Annotated in this window: 2 protein-coding genes (1 of these 2 cut by a window edge); both read right to left on the bottom strand. The window is 67.4% G+C overall.

Annotated elements, in window-relative coordinates:
• Nucleotides 1-75: 75 nt before the first annotated feature.
• Nucleotides 76-732, bottom strand: a complete 657-nt coding sequence (locus IBX22_RS21830) for a hypothetical protein (protein ID WP_194817355.1) — start codon at nt 730-732, stop codon at nt 76-78.
• A protein-coding gene (locus IBX22_RS21825) for a sigma-70 family RNA polymerase sigma factor (protein ID WP_194817354.1) crosses the window boundary here: on the bottom strand, nt 732-16,852 show its 3' portion. 43,303 nt of this gene lie beyond the right edge of the window; 16,121 of the gene's 59,424 nt are visible here — the last part of the coding sequence; the start codon falls outside the window, past its right edge; its stop codon occupies nt 732-734. Before IBX22_RS21825 ends, IBX22_RS21830 begins: the two co-directional genes overlap by 1 nt.

Raw genomic sequence — 16,852 nt, 5'->3', positions numbered from 1 at the left:
CCAAGCGTGCGGTCATTATCGCTCGTCCGTTGATATCGGAACATGGTGTCCACCAAGGAAAGTGCTAAGAAACGGTTAGGGAATTTGCGGATAGCGGGCGCGGTCGATCTCGGACAGTTCGGTGATGCGGAGCTCGCCCGCTCCCCCGCAGATCGGGCAGAACCGGGAGCCCAGGCAGGTGCGGCAGCGGTGGCGGCCGGTGGGGCCGCCCTTGGTCCAGCCGAGGCCGCGGCAGGTGGGGCAGCGGCCGCGGCCGTCGCATTCGTAGCAGAGGACAGCGTCGTCGCTGAGCGTTTCCGGGGTGACGGAAGGGGGTGCGGGTGGGAGCGGTTCCTCTTTGTAGAGGGGGATGTTGGGGGTTTCGCCGAGCAGAACGATGCCGGGGTAACCCTCTTCGAAACGCGCTTGCAGGACGTAGCTCTCGCGTTCGCCGCGAACGGTGACGACCGTCGGGAAGTGCGGGTCACGCAGCACTTGGACCGTCCAGCCAGAGGCGTGTAGCGCGTTGGCGGCGCGGTCGATGCGGTGCGGATCGGGCGGGCCGGTGAGGTTGGCCAGGGCCTCGAAGCGGTAGCGAGGCGGGTCCTGCCAGTCGACCTGGGTGGGGTCGGCCGGGATGACGACATGAGCCGTCGCGCCCGGAACGACCTGGGTCGCGAACCACTGCAGCTGGGTGCGCAGGAAGTCGGCGGCGCGGTCCAGCCAGGGGCGGACGCCTTCGATCTCCGCCATTACCGTGCACCTCCTGCCGGGTTCGCGCCGACCGGACGGCGGTCCGGCCGGTACCTGATCACCATACGGTCGGTGGGCTGCGGCGGTGAGTACCTGTCCATGGCATCGGGATTGACGTCGTTGCTGACCGAGGCGTCGATGGTGAACAAGTACTCGTCGCTGCCATCGCCCCGGAACACCGTGTGCTCGGCCTCCTCGAAGGCCGCGGCCAGCGAGGGCGGCAGCACCCGATTGATCGCCAGCATGAGGCGGTCGCCCTGAATGTGGCCGCGGTCGCCGGGGGTGCCGCCGACCTTCAGCTCCGACTTGGTGTCCCACCGGATTTCGATGTGCGCGCCGGGCGCCAGGGTGCGGGGCAGTTGGCGGGCGAGAGTGTCGTAGTCGGCCTGCCCGTAGTGCGCGCTGACGTTGTTGATGACGTAGCGGGCGACGCCGCCGTTGCCGCCGAGGTTCAGGATTTCGCCCTGCAGCAGCAGATCCGCGAAGACCATGAGGGCGCCGGGTCGGGTCATCGGGCCGGCGTCGACCGCGCCGAGGTTGCGGCGGCGCTGGCCGGCGGCGGCGTAGTTCCCGGGCAGTTCGGTCTGCAGGATCAGGCCGCCGCCGGAAGTGTCCGCGGCCGGGACCAATTCGACGACGAACCCGCCGCGGCCGACGCCCACTTCCACGGTGTGCCCACCATCGACCGCGGCGGGCACCGACGGCCGCGGCTCGTACAGCACCGGATGGTTCTGCTGGGCCGGCAGGCGGTACTGCGGGCGGGGCCGGGACAGTAGATCGACGCTGGCATACCCGTTCGCGGCCTCGTGGATGACCACCATGTATTCGAGGTTCAGTCCGTAGGCTTCGGCGCCGCGGTTGGCGCGGTCGACGGCGTGGAAGAACTCGACCAGCGACATGTTCGCGTCGCCCCGGATGGGGGCGAGGTTCGGGAAGTACACCTGGCCGGTGGCGCGGTTCAGCAGGCCGCCGGTACGTTCCGGCAGCGCGGCGTAAGTGTGTGCGGCATGGCGTATCTCGGCGAAGTCGATCTCGGCGAAGATCTGCTGGATCGGGCCGGGAGTTTCCCGCACGGCCTGAATCGCGCGTTCCAGCGCGACCAGCCGCTCGGCGTGCGGCATCGGGTCGTTGAAGGCGCGCGAGATCGGGTCCAGCGCTGCGACGAATTCGTCGCCGCTGAGCACCTTCGCGTCTTCCAGTTGCTTGCGGACGGTGCTGGCCGCCGCGGCGGAGAAGATCGGATCGAACAGGCGGCGGCACTGCTCCTCGCGCATCCTGGCATTGAGCGCGAGGCCCTCGGCCATCAGCACATCGGCGGCGTGCTCACCCGTCACCTGCAGCGCGAGCGCGCTCAGGTGCCGGTACGCGGCATCGTCGAACACGGGGTCGGTCAGCGCCGTGCCGAAGACCGGGCGGTCGCGCAGGGTGCCGCCATACTCCAGTCCGATGCGGCGGGCCAGTTGCGGATCGTGTGCGGCCAGCGCCCGCGAGGCCGGGCCGCCGGGCTGCGCGATCAGGCCCAGGTCGCCGAGCACGTCGCGCAGATCCTGGCGGATACCGGCGATCAGCTTGCTGCGTGACGGATCGAAGATCGCCTGATCGAGCTGGGTGGCAAGGACTTTCAGTTCGGCGAAGCGCGGGTTCGGATGCCGGAACGTCGGGTCGGTGACCTCCCGGATCCGGGTGAGCAGCACGGCCGCGGCACGCGGGATATCCCGGTTGCGCAGACCCTCGGACAGGGTCATCTCGATGACGCCGTCCGGGCGCAGGTAGAAGCCGCCGATCGCATTGTCCGGGACCGTGCCGACCCGGAACTGGACCCGGCCGCCGGTCGGCAACAGGAACTCGTGGTTGTCACGATGCCAGGCGGTCTGCGCGGGCATGATCGGGCGGAGCATCTTCTCCACCAGCTGCCGGGCGGTCTTCGGCGTCAGCGTGCCCTCGTTCGCGAGGCGGGCGCTGCCATGGAATTCGCCGAAGCCGGAAAGGGTTTCGGGGGCGATGGGCAGCACGCTGTCCGCTGGGGACGCGGTAAGAGAACTGTCGAGGTACTCCGGTTCCCCGCCGAAGACGGTCTCCTCGGGGCCGAGGACCTCCGGGCCTTCGGTCGATGGATCCGGCACGAACAGTTTCGGCAGCGATGCATCCTCGTCGAAATACTGTGGAGTCTCGCTGTTTTGGACCACCGTCGGATCCGCCGGTGTCGTAGGCAGAATCTGGGTTGGCGGCAACGGCTTCGGTCCGCCCTGGCTCGAATCACTCGATTCCGCAGTGGGTCCCGACACGAATTGCTGTTGACCCGGCGTGGCGTCAGCAGTACCGGGCAGCGCGACACCGGGCAGCGTTTGTGCCTGCTCGTTCTGCTCCTCGGCGACCGCGCTGGTGTCGATCATGGTCGGCTCGTGGGGCATCACGGGCGTGCCAGGCACCGGGATCGCGGTCTGGGTCTCGGCCGCGGAATCCGGCCTGGCCGGGCGAAAGACGATCACCATACGATCGGTGGCCGCGCCGCCGCGGGAGGTGCTTTGCTCGGCGATCTGGAAGGCGGCGGCGTCCGAGGGCGGCAGCACCCGGTTGATGGCGAGTAGCAGGCGGTCGCCCTGGATGTGGCCGCTGCTGTCCCATTGGGTTTCGATGTGCGCACCGGGCGCCAGGATGCGGGGCAACTGCGCGGCCAGGGCGTCGTAGTCGGCGTCGTTGTAATGGGCGCTGACGTTGTTGAGGTAGAAGCGGGCGACCCCGTTGCCGGGCTGATCCGCCCACACCTCCCGGAGCTTGATGTGGTCGACACCGTCGATGACCTGGTGGCCGACGACCTCGAAACGAGTGTTGCGGTCGAAGAGCACTTCGTCCTCGAGCAGCGGCATCCCTACCGGTACAAGGTATTTCCCGGTTCGGTGTTCGATGACGAATCGGGTGTTTCCGAGGCTGGGTCTGCTGATCGATGTGCTGACGAAGAATGGCTCGGTCACCACTGCGCCCGGCCGATACTTCGCCAGCTGTTCGTCCGACAGATCAACCCCGCGCAGCACGATGCCGGGGTGTGGGGGCAGCTTCGCCAATGCTGCGGAAATCGCCAGGGAACGAGCCTCGAGGTCGTTCGCGGCCTCCGGCGTGAAACTTCCCTTATCGAGGTTGTATGTGTTGATCGCGTAGTGGCTGGTGGAGATGTAGTCGTCGAGCGCGACGACATTGGCGCTGGTCAGGGCCATCGGGTCGACCGGCGCATGCGCCACCGGCTGATCGATGTCGAACTGCCGGCTTTCGTACGCGTCGAGAAGTTCCTGGGTGCCGACTCCGTCCACCGTTACCTGACTGACCTGCGCCCGCACCAGCACATATTCGATCGTTCTGGATCCCGGGTCGGTGAGATGCCGGGCCAGCCTACGGTCGACTTCGGACTGGGAGTTCCGCATTGCCTCGATCGTGGCATCGAAATAGCCGCGGGTGCCTTCCCGATAGTGCAGCCCCTGCGCCCCGGCCCGGACTTTCAGTTCCTCGCCCGGGCCCTTTTCGGCGATGACCAGGAGCTTGACCTTGCCACTGACCCGGTCGATGATCTCGTAGACGCTGTCGAAAGCCGTGTCCTTGGTGGCTGGGTCGTTGACCTGTTCGATGTCGAAGGCCTCGGGCGGGTAGTTGTCCCGGAGCATGTGCTGGCGCGCGAGCGTGCCGAGTCCGGTGGCGCCCGGGACGCTGACCGCGGAGTCACTGTCGATCAGGGTCGGTTCGTGTGGGACCGGAGGCGTCGGGATCGCGGACTGCGTCTCGGCATTCGCGATCTCATCCTCGTTGTGGGTGATGAGCGCATTCGGGTGGGCGGCCGGGTCGGCGTCGTACACGGCGGTGGGCAACAGCGGTTTGCCGTTGGCCAGGTAGACGATCGCGGAGCGCATGTGCACGTCGAGTGACTCGCTACCGGGCACGTACTCCCGCCAGGCGCCATTGTCGACATTGAGATCGCTGACCATGACCTTGCCGTTGCGCAGCTGCCACATCGTCATGTGGGCGACGTCCATATCGCCGATCGAGAATTCCTCGAAGACCAGCATCGAGGTCGCCGGATCCCCGGGATTCATCAGGCGGTCGTAGATCCGGTCCAGGGAACCGACGAGGTCCATCCGGCCGCCCGCATACTCCTCTTCCACCTCGGTCGCCGTCCGGCCCGAAAGCTTGGCTTCGGTCGGCACGGTGACGTCGAGCCCGTTCTCCTTGCCGGTGCGCATGGTGAACATGACGCAGTCTTCGGGCTGCGACACCTGTTGCGGAACACCGAGATCGGGGGTGGTGAAACTCGAGCCTCCGTCGACGGTGCCGTATGCGGAGGCATCGCGATACCCACCGTCGTGCGGCTGGGCCGAAGGCGGCGGTGGTCCGGCCTGTTGTCCGCTCAGTGCGCTCGGGTCCGGGCCCGGCGCCGGTTCGGCCGAGCGCCCGAAGCGGTCGGTGAAGCGCCGGAAGAAGCCCTTCCGCTCGGGGCTCGGGCGCTCGGGCTCGGTGCTGCCGCGATCGGGCTCGACAGCCTTGGGTGACGCAGGATCGGCACTGGACGCCGCGCTGCCCAGCTCGGCCCGGGGCGTGCGCGACTGGATCATTCCGGGAGTGACGTGCGGCGACAACGGGGCCGATCCGTCCAGCAGAATCCGGGCGATCCGCTCGGTCAATTCCTTCGGGTCGGTGCCCGCCGTGCCTTCGAACCACCGCGCGAGCACATCGGCGGGATGTCCGGAGGTGGTGGGCGGGGCGACCCGCCAGCCGCCCGCGCCGTCGGCTTGCAGCCGCAGGACGAAGTGGTCTGCCGCGATAGGCAAGATCTGTTCAACGATTCTGCCCGGCGGCCGGGAAGTCTCGCCGTACTCGCGAATCGGCAGCGCCACCTGCCGGGTGACCAGCCGGCGGGCGGCGGCGGCCGGATGGGGCTCGGTAATCGACGGATCAGACTCGGTCATCTGGAAGCCGAGCCAGTGATAGTCGTGGACCAGCCGGCCGTTGGTATCGCCGGTGCCGAGGAACGCGGACTCCCCGAGTTGGGCCAGCCATTGCTGAATTCCGAGCTCGAAGTCGAACTCCGGATCCGTCTCACTACGCAGCCGATAGTTCAGATATTGATCCAGCATCTGGGGCGCGACCTCGTCGTAGCCCGCCGCGCGATACATGCCCTCGGCCTGCTCCGGCCGCAGATCCACGACGTCGACCGTGCCGTCGGATCGTTGTGTGACCGAATAATATTCGACATGGTGCGTTCCTCGCCAGAGCACACCGGTCCACTCAGGATGTGCGATTTCCAGCTCGTGCAAGATGTCGAGATGCCCGCCGAGTTCGGCCAGGACCAGTAGATACGGCCTACTGATGCCGACAGGGTCCCGGAGCAGGACGAAGCGATCGGCGAACGGCCCTGTCTCGAAGAGCCGTTTCCCTCCGGCGTCGCCAAGGACAAAAGCCATAGCCTGGCCGAAGGTGGCGTCGTCGAGAGCCGCCGTCGGCTCGACCGGGCCGGCCTCGGCCGCCGCGAGAGCCGCGTCGAGTGGGTCGACTGCTGCGTCCGGGGCGGGGCCGGTCTCCCAGGGCAACCGGGCGCTCAGATAGTCGTGCGCGGAGCTCGCCAGTTCGAAGGCGATCTCGGCGTCATGCAAGCCGGTCTCGGCGAGGTAGGCACGCACGGCGTCGACCCGCTCGTCCACGTCGGCGTCGGGACCGGCCGCCAGATAAGCCTTTTCGGCTGGGCCGCTGGGTACGAACCGGCCCGCGGCCCGTAGCCCCCGCAGCCAGGTGATGTCTTCCACGAACTGCCGGGCACGCGCGTCCAGCAGCGCCTCGGGGATCGCGGCGGCGCTGTCCGGCTCCGCCACGGCGGCGTCGGGAGTTGCCACACCGGACTCTTCCACCGGCGAAATACCATGTGCGCGATCCCATTCCGCGGCGAAGAAGCTCTCCAGATCGAGACCTTCGAGCAGCGGTCCGTGCTCGGCCAATCCCCCCCGGACCGCCCGAACGGCAGCCCGGTAGGCCACCGCCTGCACCGCCGAGTTCGGCACGTGCGCTTCGCTGCCGAGCCCCTCATAGTTCGATTGCACCTGGTAGGCGTTGCGCAGCAGGTTTTCGGCCCGGTCGTAGGCGGCGTTGTAGACGCGCTCCAGCGAGTCGCCGGCATAGCGGGCCCGGTTCGGCGTCTCGCGCAGATGGTGCAGCCGGCGGGCCGCGGCCTCGGCGTGCTGAACGAGCATCCCCTGCACGTAGTCGTCTCGCGATTGCGTCAACCCGGCCAGCGCGTCACTGGATCCCGACTGCGCCTGCTCCGCGAGGTAGGCCGCCGCGACCAGTTGACCGGCCCGCACCCGGCCGCCGAGGCTGAACGGCAGCACGATTGTGTTGGTGGTGGCGTCATAGCCCAGTGTGCGCGGGAGGTCGCGGCGGCCGTCGGTGGCACCGGGCCGATCGAAGCTGAATCGCACACGCACCTGCAGTCGCTCCAGCGTGCGGAGGGCAGCGCGACCCGCCTCGGTCTGCTCCAATCCCCCTCGAGCGGTTCGCATTTGGTCGGCCGCGAGATCATCCAGCGAGGGCAACGCCTGTCGATCGGTGATCCGCAGATCAGCTTCCGGCACCTCGATGTGCTGGCGCGGCATGCCGTTGATGTCGCTGATGGCGTGGTCGATCGCCGCACGGCGCGCCTGTGCCTGTTGCCACAGCTCGGTGAGCTCGGTCAGCGCACCCATCTGCTGTCGCAGCGCCGGGCTCCAGTTGAAGGGCGTCACACCCTGGTAGGCGCCGTTGATCGCGCGCACGGCGTGGCGCAGCTGCCGGACCAGATCGCTGGTGGCAGGCGCCGCCCAGACTCCGTCGGCGGGCAGAGTGATCCGGCTGTACACCTGCTCCCAGACCGTCTCGAGGGCTTCGATCTCCCGGCCTAGCGCCAAGTGCTCCCGCATCAGCCGTTGCCGTTCCCGAACCTGCTCTACGGACAGCTCTATGGCACCAGCGCTGTGCTGCCGTTTCTCCCACTCGTGTTCGATGGCAGCGCGCATATCGGCGTCCTCGATCGCCAGCAGAGCTTCGACCCCGGCCTCCCGGCGAATGCTGGCGGCATCGGCGTCCGGCGCCACCAGTGCACCGTTGTACGCGGCACGGTAGTGAGCGAACAGCGCTTCCTGGATGCCCGTATCGAATTCGTCGGCGCCGAGCTGATCGGTGCGGGCGAAACCGGCCCGTACCTGCTCATCGAACTCGCTACGCCAGCCGATCGCGGTGGCCTCCGCACGCATCCACTGCGACACGAAGACGTCGCGTTCCATCCGCTGGATCAGCATCGGCTCGGTCTCCACCGCCCCGGCCGCGATCGCCTGCACGCGCGCCGCTTGCTCCAGCACCTTTTCGGCGATGCTGATCAGACCCCGTGGCGGCGGAATTTCCTGATCGCTCACGTCGCCAGGGTCGTCATCGCGAGGATTCCTGCTGGGCTCGGTGGTACTCACCATGATCGTACGGAGGCGTCCGTTGAAGGCGTCTCGATCACCGAACCGAACCTGTGCACCGGCGTTGTGCAGGACCTCCATGGCTTCGCGGCCGATCTCGGTGCGGGCCAGCAGCGCCCATACCGGGTGAGCGGCGGCGGCGGACGGGCCGATGACCGGCGGACCCAGTAGCGGGTCGGGCGCCTGCGGCACGCGTTGGATCCGGTGGGTTCGCGGCGCGTCCTCGAACACATCCGAATCTGGTTGGGCCGGATCATGATTCGACGGATCTTTGCCGATCCGCAGGTCATCGGCGGGCAGCGGAGTGTTGGGATCGCCGACACCGGTGACGACCACACCGTTGCGCCACACCACCGCGCGGGTGACCGCGGTTTCCGCGCGGGAACCATTGACCAGGTCGAGCAGCGCCTCGGCATCGGGCCCGCCGTGGTATTCGAATTGCCGGCCGTCGACCTCGAATATGTTGTTGCCCAGGTACTTCAACGCGTACGCGTGCGCACCGATCCCGGTCCGCCCGTCTGGCGTGGTGCGCTCGTCCAGCACCCAGGCGATCGCACCCGGACCCGCGCGATCGATCATGTTCTGCAACAGATTCGCGTGCGCCCCATGCGGACCGGCGGAATCGAAACCCTCTGGACGCGCACCGCGCAGCAGCGACCGGACCGCGCTCCAGGCCCGCCCGAACGGACTCTTGGTCGCCGGATCGGGCAGGTCGGCGACATCGCCCTGATCCGCGACCACTCCACCCAGCGATCGGTCCACGCAGTCGGCGATCGGGAGCGCCGAATCCTGCTGTGCTGCACGCAGTCCGAACTGTTCGGCAGCCGCCCGGTACAGCGCGCCCACATCGCCGCTGCCACTGGGGAAGATCGCCGGGTCGACCATCGAGATGCCGGCCATCCGCATGCCCTGCACGATCTCGTACAGCGAGTGATGGTGCGGAAGCATGAATGCCGTTACCGCACCGACGAAATCAGCGGTCGAGACGCCGCTCGGTTGCAGCCAATCCAGGCGCACCATCATCCGGGTGGCGGTCCCGGAAACCCCGGCGGCCACCGGCATGCCGCTTTCCGCGGCTTGCTGGAACCACTCCAGGTCCGCTCCGAAATTCACCAGCGCCACACCGGGCCGCCAGGGCAGCGGGACGGTGTAGATGTCGGGGTCCAGAGTCAGTGCCGTCGCGGCGTCGACCACCCGCTCGAGACGGTAGACCAGCACACCGTCGACCACCGCGTTTCCGTCGGCGTCACGTACCCGCCCCCGCGGGCCGTACTGGTATAGCGGAAGCGCATAGCGGACACTGGGATCCTCAGCCTTCAGCTGGGCTTCCAGAGCGTTGATGTCGACCCGGCGGCGATCGTCGCGCGGTAGTTCGCGGCCGGGATCCAACCGGTCCTTGCGAAGGGCCTCGAGATCGTCGGGCACCGCCTCCAATTCCCGTTGCGAGAGCGGCATTCCCATCAGGGCCCAGTCGTGCACCGTGAGGTGACGGCGCAGTGCCTCCTCCTTCGTGCGGGGCGGGTTGTCCTCGCGGCTGCGCTCGTACTCGCCGAGCAGCTCGCGGACCTCGGGGGTGTCCGCGACCTGGTAGCTGACATTGCGCAAATCCTCGGCCACGATGACCTCGCCGGGCTTGGCCGCTACGATCCGGGCCCGCATCTGCGCCAGCGCGTCCACGTTCAAACCGAGTTCCGCCGCGCGGGCGGGACCCAGTCCGGGAATTCGGTTACTGCCCGGCTCCCACCCCGGCTCGTTGAGCAACTTGGCGATGCCGTCATTCATCGTGGTGCCCGCCGGGTGGTCCAGCTCGGCATTGCGGATGGTCGCGTTGAGGATGGCCGACATCAGCTCCCGCAGATTGCCGTCCCGGCGCAGTTCCGCCAGCGACACCGAGGGCAGCACCATCCCGCCCCACAGCGGATTCTCGTGCGCGTAGAACGCGGCGTCGATCTGCGCCGGGGTGGCATCGGGATGCAGCCCCACCAGCACTTCGCGCAGCCGATCCAGCACCGCGAGCGCCGCCTCCCGGCTCTGCGGCCGGTTGTAGAGCATCCGGGCGAGCTCCAGCTCGTCCTGCATGCGCCGCTGCCGCCAGGTCGGATCCGGTTCGGATGTCGGATCCTGATGTGGCGCAGCATTATCCGGCGGAATGAACCCGTGCCCACCGTCGGGGACCGCAGTCGGGTCGCCGGTACGAGGAACCATCCGACCGGTGCGCGGATCGTGCGACGCCGCATCCTGAATGCCGAAACCTGTTGTCGCCGACTCGGATCCGGCGCGTGTCGGCACCGGCGCGGCCTGCGGCGGGTTCGGCTCGGCATAGACATGGACCAGGCTGCCCTGCTGGTTGACGGCGATGACCTCGATCAGACCCGGCACCCGGGGTTCGCGTCCCAGCCGCGCAGCCAGCTCGGCCGGTGTGATGGTGCTGTTGGAGAGGTTGACCACGAACCGGGCGGCCTGGCTTTTCCCTACCTTCTCCGACAAACGGACCATGACCGAATCGATCAGGTTTGTCCGTGGCGCATAGTGCTCGAAAATCCGGCCCTCGACCCGATATTCCGGCATCGTCCAACCGGGGGCATCCGGGTTCTGTTCGACCCGGAAACCGGCCTGGGCCAGCAATTTCGCCGCGTCGTTCGTCAGCTTCAGCTGTGCCTTCGTGACGGGATCCGCGTTCTCGTGAACGGTGGCGGGGCGCCCCTCCGGGCGGGCGTCGTCATCTGGCGCCTGCGAAGGCCGAGTGAACGCCTCGGGAGCTTCGCTGACGGTCGCACCGGGCAATGGGCCTCGATACAACCACTTACTCCGACGCAACCTCGCGTAGAGGATCTGTTGCGCTTTAGTCGCCGTCGCGGGATTGCGCCGGACCGCCGCGTATGCCTCGGCATAGGTTTCGTTCCTGCTCGAGCTGCCATCGGCCCTGAAGCAATAGCCGGTGAACTGGACTTTCAGCCACAGCCGGAAGAACGTTGGGAACCCATTATCTGCGGCCTCCGCGCCGATTGTGGCCACCAACTCCGCACGGCAGGCTGCTTCCAGCTCTTCCAGCGCCTCCGACCAGTCCGCATCGAAAGCCTCCTCGGTGAGCGCGCCGCCGGCCACGGCATGCATCGCGTGTCCGATCTCATGGGTCATCACCGCCCGCACCGGCGGGTCGGCTGGGCCGACCGAGAAACGACATGCCACGTTCTCCTCCACCGCCAGGCGGAGCAGATCCGGGTTGATGGCGTAGCGCTCATTCAATGTGAGAACCACTGCGGTGGAGCGCATCCCGGGTCCATATTGCGACAGATAGTGCGTGGCGCCGAGGACATGATCCCCGAGCGGGGCGATATCGATCGCGACGATATCGAGCTCCGGATTGGCGAGCAGTTCGTCACGAACCGTCTGCACATATTCCCGGAAGGTGTCGATGCCGACATCGGGGATGACGGCGCTCGAGGCGCTGATATTGAACTCGGTTGCGAGCTCACCGGCCAGTGCCAGCGCCTCGCGGCGCTGCTCGGCGAACCCGGGATCGGTGGGTGCGGACGCATCATACGGAGTGCGACGGTGCCATGCGGCGGCCTCGCGCTTCAGCAGGTCGAACAACACCTGCTGGCCCTCGCCGGCCCGACTGCCGCCGATCGGGTCGCCCTGCACGGCCTCGAACGAATCCGACAAAGCCGAAGGGACATCGAGGGAATTGGCGTCCTCAGTGTGGAACTGGATCGGGCGGAACTGGCGGCGCAGCCACGCCTCGAACGGCACAGCGCTCTGGTAGTTGTCCGCGTGATAGCGGCGCAAGGCGTCCATCGCGTGAGCTTCGGCGCGCCACCGCCCGGCGTAGACCATCGCTCGACCGAATGCTTGGACAGTAGCCCGATATACGTCTCCTGCAATGAGATTCGGGCCCGCGGCGAAATCTGGGTGCATCATGATCCGTAGCGTGGACACCTCTCGACCGAGCCTGGGGTCAATGGAGACAGTGTTGCCGGGGTCCTCGTCCACCAGCGGGACGCTGATGGCGCCCAAATCGATCTCCGGGTGGTCGGTCAGCATGTCGTGCACCGCCTGCACGAACTCCCGGATCCGATCGAGGTCGATATCGGGACGGTGGAACATATACACGATCAACTTGGGGTGATACGCGTACAACAGCTCCTCGAGTTCGGGCGCATCGCGGGCCGCGCGCACATCCCATGTCGGCAGCACCTTCGGGCTCGGGGCTGCGTCGCCGTCGGCCGGCGTGAAGACAGCCGAGACCGCCTTGCCGGTTCCGTCCGCCAGAACAGAGAAATCCCAGACGTCACTGTCGCGATGCAGCATCTTCAGGCCAAAGCCCCGAGCGGGGGCCCCGCGGGCCGGTGGGTGTTCGGGGTTGTTGTCGAAGACCTGCAGCACCAGCTGACCGGTGCCGGGGAGCACCCGCACCGCGATGCGCACCGGGCCGGTGCTGTAATCGAGCGCGTTGGCAATCACCTCGCTGGACAGCTCCCACAGGTTGTCGCGCTGCGGAGCATCACCCCAGTGCAACGCTTCGAGCTGGCGGTAAACCCAGGCACGGCCATCGCCTGGGTGCCGGGACAGATCCTGTTCTCCCACCGTGGTTTCGGCATGCCCGCCGGGATGCCCGAGGAAGGTGGCGCCGGTTTCGGCCAGCCACGGCAGGAACACCGCTTCATGCAGCTCCGCGAAAGCTTCAGCCATACGGTGCAGATCCGGGCCCGGCTGGAAATCTCGATTCTTGGTGTAGATGCCCGCGTAACCCAGGTCCAGGTTCTGGTACGACATCGTGGTGCCGTCGGGGCCACGGGTGATTTCCAGCGTGACACGGCCGGAGACACCGCGAACGAGGTCGATCGACATCGTCACCGAGAGGGTCTCGGTCGGACCCGCAGCGGATTCGGTGCGGACCAGGTCGACGTTCTCGACACGGGTCGAGTAGCCGGTGCGGTATCCGGTCAGCAGCTTGTGGGCCTGCTCGCCGCCGCCGTCGAGCAACTCCTCGACCGAGATCGACGGCGCGTCGGGGTGTAGCAGGTTGAGCTCGACAGCATCGACCATGAACTGGATGGCGTCGACATCCACGTTGTGGCGGGCCAATTCGAAGCGGAGTTGCGCGGCGAACCTCGGGTCCTCGCTCGCCGCCATGAATGACGCACTGAACGGGTTGACCGCGATCAGCTTGCCGTTGACGATCTTCCATTTGCCGAACGCGGCCGGGCCCTCGCCGATATCGCTGTAGGTGCTGTAGAGGGACGCATGCTTCGAGCTCGGTGAAGTCCGGAATCCACCGTTGCGGTCCATGATGAAGAAGTCGCCATCGGGGTCGACGGTGTTGTATAGCACGTCGCCCGGGCCGCGGAAGAGGCCGTCAGCACCCAATACGGGGGTCCGGAAGTCCGTTCCGCTGGACTTATGTGGCTGGTAGGCATTGGGGTGGGTCGGCGATGCGACCTCGTATTCGTCCTGGGTGGGCACGGGACCCGCCAAAAGTTCCGGTGCGCGCTCAGGTGCGGCAACCGGCACGGGATCCGGTGCGGCAGGCGGCTTCTCGTCGAATTCGAACCACACCGTCTTGCCGCCGGCGGCGTCGCCGCGCGCGGCAGGCGCAACATCGCCGTCATCGATCAGGTCCCACCCGGACCGATGCGTCAGTGACTTCAGCTGCGCGATGCCGGTGCGGGCATCGGCCGGCGGCTCGATCGGCAGTTGCCAACTGCTATCGGTCATTTCGACGCTGATGAGCCGGTCGCCGGTCGCACCGGACACCCGCACCGCGAGCACGCCGTCACCGAGGGTGTGGGTGCGGGTGTTTCGGGCCAGCTCCTCGGCCAGCATGCCCGAGATGCTCGCCTGCTCCGGCACCGCCCAGCCGGGGATCAGCTCCGGCGTCAACCGGCCCGCCAGCTCGGCGTCGGCCGGATTGTCTTGCCGCACCGGCATTTCCAGGTCGATAAAGCGGGTTTCCGCGGTGCCGCTTACGGCGAGGACAATCGCAGTCTCGCTACCGGTTGGCGTGATCTCCACCCGCAGCCGCCCGCGCACCGGATCGCCGAACGCCTCGACCGTCACCCGGCCACCGTCGTCCAGCACGGTGCGCACCAGTGCCGCGGCGATCGCGTCGACCTCGGCGTCACCGCGCACCCCGGTGGCCTCCGACACCTCGGACAGCGCAATAGCGAGGTCCTGCTCCGGCCCTTGCGCAGCCGGTTCCGCGGTACCGGTTTCGGCGAAACCGTCGAAGACCGCCTCTGCCGCCCTGAGGCGCATTCGGGTGTAGAGCAGGCGCTGGGCCTTGGTCGCCAGCTCGGGGGTGAGCCGTACCGCGGCGTGGGCCTCGGCGTAGGCCTCCGGCGCAAACAGGGCACCGTCGGGTTTGAGGCTGTAACCGGTGAGCTGGAGCCGCAACCACACCTTGAAGCGGTCGGACAGCGAAACGCTCACCGTCGCAACGGTTCCGATCACCTCCGCGGTTTCGGCGACGTAAAACTTGGCCAGCGCGTCGATCACAGCTGCCTGGTCGGCCTGGCGGGCAGCATGCGACGCGAGATCGCCCGTTGCCTCGTGCAACCCGTGACCCAATTCATGGGTGATCGTCGTACGCACCGGCGCGTCGGCCAGACCGGCCAGGAAACCAGCCGCAATCTGCTCGGCGATAAGGCGACGGTGCAGGTCCGGATTGATGGCGAAGCGCTCGTTGAGCACGATCACCACCGCAGGCCCGTCCTCGGCGTTTTCACTCCGCAGCATGTGGGTGTGCGCGGCGACATGATCCTCGAGCGGGGCGATCTCGATGGCGACCAGTTTGATCCAGGGATGCGCGTCGAGCTCGTCGCGGATCGTCTGCGCGCATTCGCGGATGGTGTCGAGGCCGACATCGGGGATGCCGAAAGACGGTGCGCAGACCCGATAGTCACGCTGCAGGCCGTCAGCGATGGCCAGCGCTTCCCGCCGCTGGCGCGCGAGTTCGGGATCGGCCGGTTCGCCGAAGTCGTGCGGGGTGCGGTTGTGCCAAGTGGCGGCCTCGGTTCGCAACAACTCGAACAGGACGCGCTGGCCATCGGTTTCGGGAGCCAAGAACGAATCCCGCAGGGCGGTAAGCGCAACGAGTTGACCATCGAAGCCGGAGGCGAAGGCCTCGGGCCGGAACTGGCTTCGCAACCAGTCCCGGAAGGGGACGTCGCCCTGATATTCGTGCTCATGGAATTGCCGCAACGCATCCATCGCGTGGGCTTCGGCGCGCCAGCGTCCGGCGTACACCATCGCGATGCCGAGAGCGTGGATGGTTTCCGAAAAAACCACTCCAGGAGAGAGATTCGGGTCTAGGGCATGTTTCGCGTTCAACGTGAGCAGTTCGGTGAACGGAATCCGATCGACGCCCAGCTTGACGCTGACAGCGGGGTCGCTATCGTAAGGCTCCGTGCCAATGGCGATCCCGCGCAGGTCGATCTCGGGGTATGCGGTGAGGATAACGTGCACTGCCTGCGCGAACTCCCGGGCCCGTTCGATATCGATTTCGGAGTTCCAGAACGGCAGATCGAGGTAAAGCCCGGGGTGGTGTGCCTTCAGCATCTTGTAGAGGTCCAGGACGGAGACCGCCTTGCCCACATCCCATTCCGACACGTCGAGGCCGCGCCGATCTCCAGAGTCCGGTGCGGACGGCACCGGCACGGGATGCGTTGCAGCAGGCGGATTTTCGTCGCTCGGTCGCGCCGCGGACTCGTCGGCGCCGATGTTGTGCGCGGGGCGCGCCGAGGGGTCGGACGGGTATAGCAAAGTGGAGCGCTCAGCGTTCCCGTTCGCATCGAAAGCCATGGCGGACAGGGCAACCGCGCCGGGGCGGGTGGAACCCCACTGGTAGGGCTTCCAGGTCTTGGTGCGCGGATCGAACTCCATGATCTGGCTGCCGCGCATCGCGATGACATAGGCGTGGGCGCCGACGCCGTACTGGTCGGAGTCTTCGTATTGTTCGACGACCAGGATTTCCGACGCCGGGTCCTTGGGGTCGAGCACGCGCAGCGCGGCTTCGTCGCGAGAGCCGAGGGGGACGAGCCGACCGCCGCCGTGCTCCTCAGACGTCTCCGCGCTGCGGCCCGCCAGACCCGCCGGCTTATCGAAGGCCCGGATGGTCTTGCTCTTGGTCGATCGGGCGATTTCGCCCAGCGAGTTGTCGACACAGTCAGCGTCCTGGTCGGGGTTATGCACGTGCGGGACGTCGGTCGGCACGGCAGTCTCGGTGCCATCGGAGACCGCTGATTCGGGGGTGACGGCGTCGTACCGGCCCGTGCCGACTCGCGCGATATTCCACAATCCCTCAGTGGGCGTGTGCGTTTCGGGGTTGGCGAGTCCGAACCAGCGCAGGTGCGCCGCCTCGGCGAGCCGGCTCACCGCCGCGGCGGGCAGGGCTGTCCGCGGGATCTGCGTACTGCCGAGCACGCGACCGTCGAAGCCGGCGAGCAGCTGTAGGCCCAGCCGCTGCACGAACCAGGACGGCCCGACAAAGAGCTGGTCCGGCTCCAGACCAGTCTCGGCAGCCCGTGGCGTGTCGGCCAGCCGTGGCGGATCCAAGGACTGGACGGACGCGATGTCACCGGCCAGCGCGCCGCCTGCGAGCGCGTCCTTGGTTACCGCGACATCGGTGTGCATGGCCACAATGTGGT

It is taken from the genome of Nocardia sp. XZ_19_385, from assembly GCF_015355755.1.
Lineage (GTDB): Bacteria > Actinomycetota > Actinomycetes > Mycobacteriales > Mycobacteriaceae > Nocardia.
The sequence above is the reverse complement of the archived record's forward strand: the minus strand, read 5'-3'. Positions and strand labels throughout refer to the sequence as shown.

Coding starts and splice junctions, on each gene's coding strand:
- IBX22_RS21830 (WP_194817355.1), bottom strand. CDS start 732: ATGGCGGAGATCGAAGGCGTCCGCCCCTGGCTGGACCGCGCCGCCGAC.